The sequence below is a fragment of the Paenibacillus sp. ACRRY genome, from assembly GCF_022346995.1.
Classification (GTDB): domain Bacteria; phylum Bacillota; class Bacilli; order Paenibacillales; family Paenibacillaceae; genus Paenibacillus.
Genome location: NZ_JAKRNM010000001.1, coordinates 633,295 through 646,645 on the forward strand (window position 1 = coordinate 633,295; position 13,351 = coordinate 646,645).

At 43.5% G+C, this 13,351-nt stretch carries 13 protein-coding genes; 11 read left to right on the plus strand and 2 right to left on the minus strand.

Annotated features, from left to right (window positions below; genetic code table 11):
* Window positions 1-139: 139 nt before the first annotated feature.
* The 4 genes from MH144_RS02755 to MH144_RS02770 all read left to right on the plus strand — a co-directional run bounded on the left by MH144_RS02755 (window position 140) and on the right by MH144_RS02770 (window position 3,071).
* A complete protein-coding gene (locus MH144_RS02755) occupies window positions 140-388 on the plus strand; it encodes a hypothetical protein (protein WP_239297547.1) in 249 nt (82 codons plus the stop codon).
* 38 nt (window positions 389-426) lie between these two features.
* Entirely contained in the window at window positions 427-585 is a 159-nt protein-coding gene (locus MH144_RS02760; RefSeq protein WP_239297548.1) for a hypothetical protein, read from the plus strand.
* A 232-nt stretch (window positions 586-817) separates the two neighbouring features.
* Window positions 818-1,750, plus strand: a complete 933-nt coding sequence (locus tag MH144_RS02765) for a glycoside hydrolase family 43 protein (protein ID WP_239297549.1) — start codon at window positions 818-820, stop codon at window positions 1,748-1,750.
* A gap of 163 nt (window positions 1,751-1,913) precedes the next feature.
* A complete protein-coding gene (locus MH144_RS02770; protein WP_239297550.1) occupies window positions 1,914-3,071 on the plus strand; it encodes an alpha/beta hydrolase family protein in 1,158 nt (385 codons plus the stop codon).
* A gap of 259 nt (window positions 3,072-3,330) precedes the next feature.
* Here the strand turns inward: MH144_RS02770 and MH144_RS02775 are convergent, their stop codons facing one another.
* A complete protein-coding gene (locus MH144_RS02775) occupies window positions 3,331-4,335 on the minus strand; it encodes a pectate lyase family protein (protein ID WP_239299239.1) in 1,005 nt (334 codons plus the stop codon).
* Between the two features lie 419 nt (window positions 4,336-4,754).
* On the opposite strand from MH144_RS02775, the gene MH144_RS02780 reads away from it, so the two are divergent.
* Genes MH144_RS02780 through MH144_RS02800 form a run of 5 tightly spaced genes read left to right on the plus strand, consistent with a single transcriptional unit; the run spans window position 4,755 to window position 10,358 of the window.
* Complete coding sequence (locus MH144_RS02780; RefSeq protein WP_239297551.1) at window positions 4,755-5,672, plus strand: ABC transporter permease; 918 nt, start codon at window positions 4,755-4,757, stop codon at window positions 5,670-5,672.
* A 29-nt stretch (window positions 5,673-5,701) separates the two neighbouring features.
* Window positions 5,702-6,583, plus strand: a complete 882-nt coding sequence (locus MH144_RS02785) for a carbohydrate ABC transporter permease (protein WP_095357686.1) — start codon at window positions 5,702-5,704, stop codon at window positions 6,581-6,583.
* Window positions 6,584-6,637: 54 nt separating this feature from the next.
* Window positions 6,638-8,227: an extracellular solute-binding protein gene (locus MH144_RS02790; RefSeq protein WP_239297552.1), complete on the plus strand. Its 1,590-nt coding sequence runs from the start codon at window positions 6,638-6,640 to the stop codon at window positions 8,225-8,227.
* 25 nt (window positions 8,228-8,252) lie between these two features.
* On the plus strand, window positions 8,253-9,236 hold the full coding sequence (locus MH144_RS02795; RefSeq protein WP_239297553.1) for a LacI family DNA-binding transcriptional regulator: 984 nt from the start codon (window positions 8,253-8,255) through the stop codon (window positions 9,234-9,236).
* 27 nt (window positions 9,237-9,263) lie between these two features.
* Window positions 9,264-10,358, plus strand: coding sequence for a pectinesterase family protein (locus tag MH144_RS02800; protein ID WP_239297554.1), 1,095 nt, complete (start codon window positions 9,264-9,266; stop codon window positions 10,356-10,358).
* A 220-nt stretch (window positions 10,359-10,578) separates the two neighbouring features.
* Here the strand turns inward: MH144_RS02800 and MH144_RS02805 are convergent, their stop codons facing one another.
* Window positions 10,579-11,028 carry a MarR family winged helix-turn-helix transcriptional regulator gene (locus MH144_RS02805; protein WP_239297555.1) on the minus strand — a complete coding sequence of 150 codons (450 nt, stop codon included), beginning with the start codon at window positions 11,026-11,028 and terminating at the stop codon, window positions 10,579-10,581.
* A gap of 271 nt (window positions 11,029-11,299) precedes the next feature.
* On the opposite strand from MH144_RS02805, the gene MH144_RS02810 reads away from it, so the two are divergent.
* Both MH144_RS02810 and MH144_RS02815 read left to right on the plus strand, forming a co-directional pair.
* Window positions 11,300-12,496 carry an MFS transporter gene (locus MH144_RS02810; protein WP_239297556.1) on the plus strand — a complete coding sequence of 399 codons (1,197 nt, stop codon included), beginning with the start codon at window positions 11,300-11,302 and terminating at the stop codon, window positions 12,494-12,496.
* Window positions 12,497-12,736: 240 nt separating this feature from the next.
* Complete coding sequence (locus tag MH144_RS02815; RefSeq protein ID WP_239297557.1) at window positions 12,737-13,324, plus strand: TetR/AcrR family transcriptional regulator; 588 nt, start codon at window positions 12,737-12,739, stop codon at window positions 13,322-13,324.
* Window positions 13,325-13,351 lie beyond the last annotated feature (27 nt).

Below are 13,351 nucleotides of genomic sequence, written 5' to 3' on the forward strand. Positions count from 1 at the left end.
CTTGTCGCTAAAGTTTGATCAAGTTGTAAACAAAATGTCACAAGCCAAATATCTGGAGAATACCCGTATGCAAATAGTAAATATTACGATTGATAAACAGGGAAAGGTTTTTGGGAGGATGATTATGAGACAGAGTGGGATGATCAGAAAAAAAAATAATCGATGGATACATACATGGAACAGTTGGCATTGGATCTTGCCGAGCCTGATTGGAGTAATGACTTTTTCAATCATTCCATTTGGTCTCGTCTTTTATTTCAGCAGCATTCGCAATATTTTCACCAAGCAGTTAGTCGGATTACAAAACTATGCAGATGTACTTTCTAATGATGCGTACCAGAATTCGCTGTCGTCTTGGATCAGTTGCATGAAATTCATCTTCACCTGAAAAAACCGAGTCAAACAGATGTAGATGAATTTATGACCATGCTCAAGAACATTAAATCATTTGCCAACTATGAGTCCATGTTCTCGAAAGAAATCTATACTCTATACGATGACTTTTATGCAGGCACGAAAACGTCTGCTGAAGTTTCCCGGATTTCACAAGATAAATACACGTTGTTCTTCAAAGAAAATCAATAATCAGCTGTAATCAAATTTAATCTATGGAGCGGATTTTTTTAGATCCCCTTCATAGTTTTTTTATTTATGCTCTACAACGTGGAAGCAAATGACTGTGTTTTGTGCTAGCATGGAGTAACCAGAATGGAAATTCCATTTTATTGAAACCTTGCTTTCGTTCGCAGCTATGAAAAAGCAGGCGTTATCATGAAATATCCGGCACAGGATTTTTTAAAAAAAAGGAGATCATTCTATGTATGGATACTTGTTCGTTTACTTTACTGGAGAAAGTAACCCCGATGGAGAGCAAATCTATTTCTCGTTAAGCCGGGATGGGCTGCATTGGGAGGATTTGCATAAGCGTCAACCTGTCCTCCGATCTGTCATTGGAGAAAAGGGCGTAAGAGACCCTTACATCCTGCGCAGCAAAAGCGGCGATCGATTCTACATCCTATCAACTGATCTTAGTATCTATCACAGGGGCGGGTGGGAGCAGACAGAGGCCATGCTCACCGGAAGCCGTTCGCTAATTATTTGGGAGTCTTCCAATCTGATCGATTGGTCCGCGGCCCAAAAAGTCGACGTAGCACCACAGGCAGCGGGATGTGCATGGGCTCCGGAAGCCATTTATGATGATCTCGTGGATGCATATCTCGTATTCTGGGCTTCGAGTATGGAAGCTAGCGACGGAAAAGGCCGGGGAATGCACATCTATTGCAGCACGACGAAAGACTTCAAATCTTTCTCGCCTGCCGAACGGTATATTACCCGCGGCGCGAATGAATCGATTATTGATACAACGATTATTCAAGTTGGCAACAAATATTATCGGGCTTCAGGTGATGGTCAGATTACCATTGAGTCCTCCGAACAACTTCGCGGTCGCTGGAGGAAAGTATCCACGTTACAATCTCTGGGACTAGAGTTAACAGGCAAGGATGTCGAGGGACCTGTATTTTTCAAGTTTAATGATGAAGAACGATGGGTTTTACTTGTTGACCAATATGCTACAAGCGGAGGATACTTGCCGATCGTAACGACCGACATTGGAGATACCAGTGGAGCATGTTGGGAGAAGCTGAAGGCAGAAGATTACTCGTTCGATATTCTAAAAAAACGGCATGGATCCGTGCTGCCAATTGCACAGCATGAATATGATTTATTACTTGCCCACTGGGGAAATTAAGCATCAAAATTCGCAGATCGAAAATGTTAAGCGTGCTATTCGTATACTTATATAAGATATTCACTCAATAATTGATTCCTGCTTGATTCAGAAACGATATTTATGTAAGCGATACCAAGTGAATTTGTTTAGTTGTTGCCTATACTTTGAGAGGAGAAATGTAATGAAAAACGAAATCATTGAACGTGATTTTAGTTGCTTAAGAGATGGACTGACTATTCGTGGAAAAGAATTTCTGCCCAAAGGAGATCAACTTCCAGCGATAATCTTAAGTCATGGATTTGGTGGGAATTTCAGGGATTTGGAAGAATATTGCATAACGTTTGCATCGTGGGGGTATGCTTCGTATTGTTTTGACTTCTGTGGTGGTTGCGCGAATGAAGAGGGAAGAAGTGACGGGAATTCAACGGATATGACAGTTCTGACGGAATGTGACGATTTGGAAGTCATAATGAATTATGTACTAGGATTATCTTATGTAGATGACAACCGATTGACTTTGATGGGGTTTAGTCAGGGTGGATTTGTCTCAGCGCTTACAGCTGCCAAATATGCAAAAGAAGTGGAAGCATTAATTCTCCTTTATCCGGCACTCTGTATTCCGGACGATGCTCGGCGAGGTGCTCTTGCCAGATCATCGTATGATGTCCATGATGTTCCAGAGATCATAGAGTGCGGCAAGATGACTATTGGCAAAAAGTTTCATGAGACTGTCGTTGATATGAATCCGTATCAGGAAATCTTGCCTTACAAAAATCCCGTATTGCTGATCCATGGTACCTCAGACGAGACAGTACATTATAATTACTCTGTTGAAGCCCAAAAATCATATGAATTAGGCCAATGTCATTTACAATTAGTAAAGGAGGCCGGTCATCATTTTACCGATAAACAAAAGGCGAGTGTTCTTGTATCCATACATCAATTTCTACTAGGAAAGAAAGAAGTTTTAACGATCGACGTACGGATTACAGGCAGTGAAGTACGTACAGAAGAAGGAGATGATAAGCAAATTGCCATCTCTTTTACTGGGAGCTGCAAATGCCCTTACTTTAAAGGCGAGATTTTACAAGGAGCCGAGGACATACAAGACTATCATGAAGGGAATTTGGTCAAGGTTCGTGCAGAGTATACTATGGAAGGGATAGACTATGAAGGGGAACGATGCACTATTCATATCGTTAACCAGCAGGTGAATGGGGAACTGAAGCCTACTATAACAACGGATAGCAAAGCACTTGACTTTCTGAATCATGCAGATCTGACTGCTACTCTTGAGGGGTTCACAGATGGACTTACGGTGCGTATTTATTCTAAATGATGTGACGACTCAGCTATACATGCAACTATATCTATTTATCCTTGTTCGAATGGAACAAGTCATGGGTGTTCTTATCATTTTTCGTAAAATATGAAATTTTGTAATTACAAACAAAGTTCTTGTCTGTTGATTTTTTAAGACAAGAACTTTGTTTCATTCCTCAAGCCAACACAATTACAACGTTGTAATTTAACTCTAAATGATTATCTAGGATTGTATAAAATAGCGGTCTCTCCTTTTTATCCATGCAATGGATCGCTCATTTGCCAAAAACAAGAGTTGTGTTAGAAGAACCCGCATATTTGGTCACGAATTCACGTGCATAGTTTGCATCCCTCACTTCATAGCTGTAATTGCTGCTTGGTCTCCAGTTTGTTTTGGGTGATCTTGGGGCAGATAAAGCTGGTGTGCTACCTGTATCAGTAAATTCGCCATTCCCTTTGTCATCAAGGATGCCGCCTTTTTCCGCACCGGCACCAAAATAGTTATTTTCCGAATAGATGCGTGCTTTTTCCCCAATCGTAATTGCTTGGTTGAAATTGTTTGCATAGTTGTTTTTAATATGGAAATATCCATATCTCATCAGTCCAGGACCTCGAACGTATAAGTTTTCAAAGTAATTGTTGGCCATCGTTACATGAGGCACGCCGTTATAACTGCTGTTGCCATCATTGGGGTGACCCAGAATAATTCCATATTTGTGATTTGCGAATTTGGAATTGCTGATGGTTATATAATCCGCTCTGTCGCCAATATAGAGCAACTTATCTACTTCAGAACCACTAGAGCTATAGCTATGGCCTGAAAAGGTGACATGATCTATCCAATAGTTTGACCCAGAGGTAATGTACATCTGGATATCATCGTTTGCATTGATGCCAGCAGAATGAACAAAATTGAGGTTTTGGAAAATAACATTGCTTGAAGAGGAGGTTGATCGGAAATGAATGTTAGTCAATATGTGGTTGTCATACGAGCCAACGATTGTTTTGTTAGCTCCGAAGTTTACTTTTTGTAGAGTGGAAGAGGAAATGTTTTTTTCAATGACAAGAATTTTCGGTACAGTATCAGCAATGTGTGTCCTCAGATCATTTAGATTGTTGATGTAAATAATTTGGCCGTTTTTGCCGCCTGTTACAGCAGACTTCGCAATTCCATTCTCATTCTTAGCATTTCCTGCAAACCCTGTCAGACCAGTTGCACCAGTGTTCGGAAAATTGGCTGCCCCATACGTAGAGGGGAGAGTGGAGAAATTCAGAACCATGAGAACGAAAGCAAGTGCCAAAAATGAAAGCCTTTTAAAAAAAAGTCACCATCCATTAAAAAATGTATTTTTTTACAGGACATTGTATTTGAAGGTAATGTTTGTGTCAACATTAACTACGTAACATTTATGCAATTTTATATACTTGATGATATGAAGTGCTCCATTGTAGTCATCAACATAGCACTGATTTTTGTTGTTGCCAAATACAGGGGAGTTTGCTAAGATGTAAAAAATGTTATGGAAGCGCATACATTTAGATTAAAATTACAACGTTGTAAATTTCTAAATTGAAGTTCTCACCTTGTTCGAATAACTGTATTAATACTATTAAATCCTAATTACTTTCGAGAATGTGGGAGTATGTATGTTTAAAAATTACAACGTTGTAATTCTGAGCGAAGGGAAGTGTCTTCAAGGTGAAAAAACGTTTGTTCACGTTGTATGTGCTGGCCAAAAGGGATAGGTATTTGCTGCTTATGTTCGCGCCTATTTTCTTGTATTACATCATTTTTATGTACGTTCCCATGCCTGGTGTACTGCTTGCCTTTCGCAATTTTATGCCGGGTCAGGGAATGTTCAGTGGTGAATGGGTAGGTCTGAGATGGTTCGAGCAATTTGTGAATTCAATCTACTTCTGGAGACTGTTGCGTAATACATTTTTGCTTGCTTTTCTTCCTCTGCTCTTTGGTTTCTCCATCCCCATTCTATTCGCTGTCTGCATCGTAGAGATTAAAAACCGAACATTCAAACGTTTTGCCCAAACGGTTACGTATCTCCCTCACTTCATCTCAACCGTGGTCGTGGCCGGTATGATTATCAACTTTCTATCACCCACGGATGGGATCGTCAATACGCTGATTGCCAAATTTGGGATGGAAAAAGTGAACTTCATGATGGAAGCTGGCTGGTTCCGTACTATTTTCACGAGTTCCGATATCTGGCAAAGCTTCGGTTTTAGCTCCATTATCTACATCGCAGCCATTATGGGCATTGATCCAGAGATGTACGATTCCGGAAAAATTGACGGCGTCAACAAGTTTCAGGAGCTCTGGCATCTTACCCTTCCGAGTATCAAGCCGACTATAGTTATTCTGCTCCTGCTGTCACTGGGAGGCATTATGAGCGTAGGCTTCGAGAAAGTATATCTGCTATACAACGGGGCCACGTACGAGACTGCCGATGTGTTATCAACCTATGTATACAGAATGGGAATCGAAGGACAAAACTATGGTTTTGCAACGGCTGTTGGCCTTTTTAACTCCATAATCACCTTTGTACTTGTTTTTGCAGCGAATACAATGACTCGCCGCCTGACTAAAATGTCACTCTGGTAAGATTCCAAACTGAATCAAAGGAGACCTGTATGCAAAAATCGAGAAGTGACCGGATGTTCTACGGATTTGTCTACCTGCTTACCATTTTGGCAGTTGTCGTCACGTTGTACCCGTTCTTGTATGTGGTTAGTATTTCATTCAGCTCCGTGGAAGCCATCGATAAACAGAAAGTTGTCTTGTGGCCAGTCGGTTTTACCCTTTCAGGATACCAAATGGTACTTCAATACAAGGAGTTATGGGTGTCCTTTTATAATACCCTTTGGTATACCGTGGTGGGAACGCTGTTAAACATTGTGGCAACTTGCCTTGCTGCTTTTCCGTTATCCAGACAGCAGTTCTTCCTGCGCAGGAAACTTAATTTTTTTATCGCATTCACGATGTATTTCTCCGGCGGGCTCATTCCGGTCTACATGCTGATTACATCACTCGGTCTGTACAATACCCGCTGGGTAATGGTGCTGCCTGTACTGGTTATTACGTTTAACGTGATGATCTGCCGTTCTGCATTTGAAGGTATTCCGAATGAAATCTTCGAGAGTGCGAGTATAGACGGAGCAAACGAACTCACCATGTTGTATCGCCTGGCAGTTCCCATCATCAAGCCGACACTTGCTGTCCTTACCCTCTACTACGCAGTGTTTCATTGGAATAATTTTTTCTCGGCCTTGCTGTATCTGGGCAAACAGGATATGCAGCCTCTACAGATGTTCCTGAGGCGGGTTCTGATTATGGCCTCCCCAGAAGTGATGCAGAAGATGGGAGGTACGATGACCTCAGGTGCACTGGCTGTCTCCACACTTCAGGTTCGATATGTATCCATCGTAGTCAGTATTCTGCCAATTGTTACGATCTACCCGTTTATCCAGCGGTACTTCGTCAAGGGTATTACACTCGGAGCCGTGAAAGGATAGTCCAATTGAGCATTATGGTTGACCAAGTTTGTTCATACCAAGGAGGAATGATGGATGAGAATTAAAGGGGCAGGAAGAAAAAGTGTAATGGCAGCAATACTTGCAGTCAGCCTTGCGGGTTGTAGTGGCGGAACAGGAACAGATGTAGGTAGCAGTCCACCAAGCTCGGAACCGGCATTTAATTACACAGGTGCAGGACCTGTGACCGATCAGACGGATGCTAAGTTATCTATCCTCGGGACGAATGCATGGACGACAAATGTAGATCTATCGACTGCTGCAATTGTGAAGAAAATTGAGGATATTGCGGGTGTTCAGGTTGATTGGGATCTAATCCCGCCGCAAAACTATGCGGATGCTGTGAATCCAAGACTGGCCGCTGGTACGGGGCTGCCAGACATCGTTTATTTGCCTGATCAGGATCAACTTATGAAGTATATTAACAGCGGGTTATTTATTCCGATTAATGAATTGGTGGATAAGTATGGGGTGAATCTCAAAAAAATATATGAAAAATCTCCTTCAGTCAAAGCCAGTTTAACCACGCCAGATGGTAAAATGTATTATATTCCGCAGCAAACGTTGACCAGAAATTATATGCCTGTGTTTATGATTAATCAGCGCTGGTTGAAGAAGCTCGGAATGAATGAGCCTACAACATTGGATGAGTTCACGGCAATGCTTCGCAAATTCAAGACAGATGATCCAAATGGCAATGGTCAAGCAGATGAGATCCCATTATCTATGGAGTCGAAGTTTGTGCCGATGGCGTTTGGGCCGGTCTTTGGCCTGGATCTGGCCAACCAATTTTATGCGGATGATCAGGGCAAGGTCCATTTTAGCTATTATGAACCTGCCTACAAAGAATACCTGACTTATTTGAACGGGCTATATAAGGAAGGATTGCTTGGAGTGGATTATGCGAGTACTACAAGCGATCAGGTAACCTCACGTATATCTCAGGATGTGACTGGAGCAACGTTTAATTTTAGCTGGTACATGTCAATGGTCTACAGTCCATTGTTCAAGGATTACGATCCGAAGGAGCCCATCTTCAAAGGTATTCTACCTTTGAAAGGGCCGAATGGAGATCAGTTCTATGTTGGACGTACACCGGTGAGTGGTATCTTTGGCATTACGCGTGACAGCAAAAATCCAGAACTTGCTTTTCGATTCCTGGATTATGCGGTAAGTGAGGAAGCACAAACGTTTTATACATGGGGCATCAAAGATGATACGTATACGGAGGAGAATGGGGTGAAAGCGTTTACGGATAAGGGTAAAGACAATGAGTATATCCAGAAACTCGGCATAGGTCCTGTCAATCTGCCTAATATTCAGTCCACTGACTCTGCCGATTCCGTGGTCGCAGAGTGGCATGCAAAGCTCGACAAGGAGCTAGAGCCATATATTCGTGAACCTTTTCCATTTGTTTATGCTCTACCCGATGAAGCCAGCGTAGAGAGTATGGCGATGCCAGATATTACAACGTATGTTGAAGAGATGAATTTTAAATTTATAAGCGGAGATACCGGCTTGGATCAGTTTGACAGTTATATTGAAACATTGAAAAAAATGAACATTGAGCAGGTTATTGCTGGCAGACAGGCACAATATGACCGTTACAAGGCTGCTCAACAGTAGTATTTGAAGGCGGTCAGTATGAGAGGTGTTGATTGAACTGATAACGATTAAGGACATTGCCAAACTGGCGGGGGTAAGCTATAGCACGGTATCCAAGGCGCTTAATGGAGACCCCCGGATTAAACCGGCGACTAGACAGAAAGTCCTTGCAGTCGCCGAGAAACACCAGTATCGAAAAAACATTCTAGCTCAGCAGCTCTCTACTGGAAGAAGCAATATTATAGGTTTTGTGCTTGATGAATTGAGCAATCCATTGTTCTCGAATATATCGGGCATTCTGCATGCAGAACTGAAACAGCGTGGATACCAAATGATTCTGGTCGTTGCAGATGATGGGGTAGATGTGTTCAGCCAGCTCCGCGTAGATGGCTGCATATTGTGGGATTATGCACTGGAAAATCGGGATGCATTCTGGAAGAAGTTTTCCACTCTTAATATGCCTTGCTTTGTATTGGGTACAGATGAGACGCCCAATTCCCCTTATATCAAAGTTGATCGTAAAGAGGGAATATTTAAAGCAGTAGAGCATTTGAACTCGCTCGGACACACCCGTATCGGTTTCATTGGAAACTCGCAAAATATCAAGCTGGAAGGGTACCGAGAAGCTTTGCAGCGCACAAATCTAAAATATGAAGAAGATTACGTGCTGCCAGCACATTCCTCTTGGGAGGACGGGTATTTTGCAATTCGAAACTATACATTTGGTCCAAAGGCTCCGACGGCTTTTATCGGTTTAAATAACCTTGTAACCCGAGGAGCGCTGCGGGCTTTGCTGGAGGCAGGCTACAACGTACCCCGTGAGATCTCATTAATCGGTTATGATGACCTGCCAGATATGCAATATGCTGAAGTTGCACTGACCACAATCGGCCCTGCACTGGATGAATTGGCTGTTCAGGCTGCAGAACTAATCGTATCCTTAATCCGCAATGAAGAAGTGGATTATCCTGTTGTCATCCAACCGAAACTGAATCATCGTAATTCAACTGCGATAGCCGGGGACTTTTAGCAATAACAACGCCAGAGGAGGTGGAATATGGAGGCACACAAGAACAACTCTCGTATAAACAGACTTGAAACGAAAGCGAGGGATGAACAGGTGTTCAATGGTATAAATCAGCCCTATCCATCTCGTTACTACACGGTGGCTCAGGATGGAAGCGGAGACTTCTCTACCATTCAGGCTGCAATTAACGCCATGCCAGATAATGCCATCAATGCGCTGGAGATTCGAATCAAGAAAGGTGTTTATTATGAGAAGCTTCATATGGATAAGCCTAAGATTCATTTAATCGGGGAGGGGGCAGAGCAAACAGTTATTACTTACGATGACAATGCGCTAAAAAAATTCCCTGACGGACAGCTATATCATACATTTCATTCGTACACGGCCTTCATCGGAGAGGATGATTTCACAGCAGAGGGGCTTTCTTTTGTAAATTCTTCAGGTCCAGGCAAGGATGTCGGGCAAGCCCTTGCCATATATGTGGATGGTGACCGTGCAGCTTTCCGCAAATGTCGCTTCATCGGGCATCAGGATACCATTTTCACCGGACCGCTCCCGCCAAAGCCCATGGACCGAAGTTTTTTCGGGGGGCCGCGCGATGGGGCAGAACGTCGGAAACTCCGTCAGTACTATGAGGACTGTTATATAGAAGGCGATGTTGATTTTATTTTTGGCTCCGCTACGGCCGTGTTCAAGGGGTGTGAAATCTTCTCCCAAAATCGTATATCAGATACTGCTGCAGCAGAAAATACGGTACATGGGTGGATTACTGCGGCTTCGACACCCGAAGACGTTCGCTATGGCTATGTGTTCATCGATTGCACCCTGACCAGCAACGCTCCCCCACAGTCGGTATACCTCGGCAGGCCGTGGCGGAATCATGCTAAAGTATGCTTTCTGAACTGCTGGATTGGTGCTCATGTTAAGCTGGAGGGCTGGCATAACTGGAACAAACCAGATGCCGAAACTACTGTTGTATACGCTGAATTTAATAGTAAGGGTCCCGGAGCAGCGAGTACGGAAGAGAGGGCTTCGTGGGCCAAGAGGCTGACTGAAGAGCAAGCATCCGAGTATACAGCGGCTCACATTTTGTCCGGAATCGATGGTTGGCTTCCCTTTAGCTAACCCTATCCGAACGAAACACTTTTATGCTAAATAAGATGTCTTTCAACATACGAGAAACGATAGGGAATAAACGAGGAGGCAGCCGATCCACATGATCGGCTGTTTCCAGTATCAAACGGGCAGATTAGCGAAACGGAAAGCAGTCCCGAACATATCAGAGCAGGTGCAAAATCCCTCCACAACTACTCATGTGCAGGGATTTTGCATTTAGGAAGCATCATTACTCGACTAAAACGTGAAGCATTTCCCTCAATTGTCGTCGCTGCTCGACTGTAAGTTTAGCCATGAGCTTCTCAGAGATTTCCGCGCTTATTGAGCGAATCATCCGAATATGGGGCTTGGCCATATCAGTAAGTGAAAGAATGGTCGCACGCCGATCTGTCGGGTCAACAGTGCGCTGAATCAGTCCGTTTTCTTCCAAGGCGTTCACGAAATCCGTGATCGTTCGTGGTTTTAAGTCCATGACAGCTGCAAGCTCATTCATGCGTATATGCTCGGCTTTCCAAACTTCCATCAACAGTCGCAGACGGGCCCCGGAGAGGGGAATGGGCAGATCTAACGAAGCCAGACGTTTATCGAATTCAAATTTTAAAATACGTGAGCTGGTGATGAGTAAATAAAAGGTATCAGCAGCTTCTTCATCCGGGTAGTCATATGACGATATTTTCATTTGCTTATATATCCTCTTTTCGAATAAGTCTTCCTCTATTTTATCGTAAAGATTCTCATTTTCAAATTGTGCCAGCCGCAGAAGGATTGACTTCCTGAAAATTAGTGAGTAAACTCACTATATAATAAAAAAAGTGAGGTTACTCACTAATTAACCATACTGGAGGCTTCACCATGATTAACGTATTACTCGTCAGAGAAAATCCAATACCGACTGAACAAGGGCTGGCAAATGCAGCAAGCTTGGCTAGGCAGTTCTAAGGAGGCGTGTGATGGACAACGAACTTATACAGCAACAGCAGTCGCCTAGGTTATGGACGATGGATTTTGTATTGATTACAGCTGCTAGCTTCTTTTTGTTCTTCGGATTTCAAATACTGCTGCCTACGTTGCCGGTTTATATGCTGGACTTGGGTGGAAACAATACGGCGGTCGGCTTAATCATTAGTATTTTTACCGTATTCTCCTTATTCACCCGGCCATTGGTCGGAGCACTTATGAATCGGAGCAAAAAGGGTTGGCTGATTGCAGGACTTATTCTATGCTTTCTCATTATATCCTCGTACAATTGGACGGTTTCGGTTGCCATGCTTCTACTGGCGCGCTGTATTCACGGCGTTGGTTGGGGGATTGTCACCGTCACATCGAGCACCATCGCCTCAGATATTATTCCGGCTAATCGGCGGGGAGAGGGGATCGGTTTTTTCGGTCTTGCCAGTACGCTTGCCATGGCTCTTGCGCCTGCGATCGGACTTGCACTTCTGGACGGAAAATGGCAGATGCATGGCGTTATTGTCGTTGCAGCCGTCAGTACGGTCCTGTCTTTACTATGTGTATGGGGCGTTAAGAAACAGCGTAAACAGAGCGATGCCTCGTCAGGTAGCGGAGATCAGGTACAAGCGAAAACTTCATTCCGGTCACAGTTATTCGAGCCAAAGGCGCTGTTTCCTTCCTTACTTGGTCTGCTGATCGGGATTGTTTACGGCGGAATCGTCAGCTTCATTACACTATTTGGTGAAGAAGCTCAGATTGGTAATGTTGGTTTGTTTTTTACGTTGAATGCCATTTGCCTGCTTATCGTGCGGTTTATCTCTGGACGTCTGTTCGACCGCAAGGGGCACACCTGGGTCATATTGCCCGGTAGCGTCTTACTGGCCGCTTCGCTGCTCGTTTTGTCCTATGCCCATAGCATGACTATGTTGGCCATTTCAGCAGTTCTTTTTGGTTTTGGGTTCGGCGCAGTGCAGCCTTCGCTGCAAGCGTGGATCTTAAACCGGGTAGAACCCGAACTGCGCGGACCTGCGAATGCGACTTTTTATTCGGCGTTTGACCTTGGCATCGGCGGCGGTGCGTTACTTCTTGGTCGTCTAGCCGAAGCCAGCAGTTATGCGATGATGTATCGTTATTCGTTTCTCGTCATCATTCTATTTTGTATCATCTATATAGCGTATAGCTGGAAGAAGTCTTAGTAGAAGGGGCACCTGTAGAGGTGCTCCTTTTGTTTTCATACAAGCCCATTGTGGGCTTGTAGGCTAGATATCAATTATGCTGTATAGCAGGCCAAGGAGATCATAGGAAAATAAAGTCAGGTTGGACTATTCATATACAAGACGAGAATATCGTTGAAATATAAAGGAATCAGAATTCTTGACAGTTCGTTACAAAATACCTATACTGTGTCTGTAACTGCCTCTATGAAAGGAGATATCATGAGTAAAAGCGGAAGACCTCGTGAATTTAATAAGCCAGCCGTTCTAGATGCGGCAATGGAAACCTTTTGGTTAAAAGGATATGAAGCCTGCTCTACGGAGGACTTATGTAATAGTACAGGTCTTGGCCGGGGAAGCTTATACAATGCATTTGGCAGCAAGCATGAACTGTATGAGCAGACGCTTCATCGCTATCATGAGCACTGGATTCAGGAACAAACGGCCATGCTGGAACGTCCTGGACCCGTCAAAGAAAGACTTCGCAACTTGTTGGAATGGGCAGTTGAAAGAGATTTTGAAGATACAAGTAAGGGATGTTTGTTGATCAACGCTACCATGGAGCGTGGTCGGATCGACGCCACAGTAGAAAGTGTATCGAGTCGCCACGTAGAGCGCCTGGAAAATATTCTCTTTAAGATGATGGAGGAAGGGATTCAATCTGGAGAGATTGATTCTGACAGATCTGCTCTTGATTTGGCAAGAACATTTGTATGCAGCTATTATGGTCTACGAACGATTAACGCTACTACACGAAATCGTAGTATGGCAGAGCAAATGGTTGAGGGTACTATGGCAAACATAAAATAGTCGGCATTGCCGATTTTTTTTGCACAA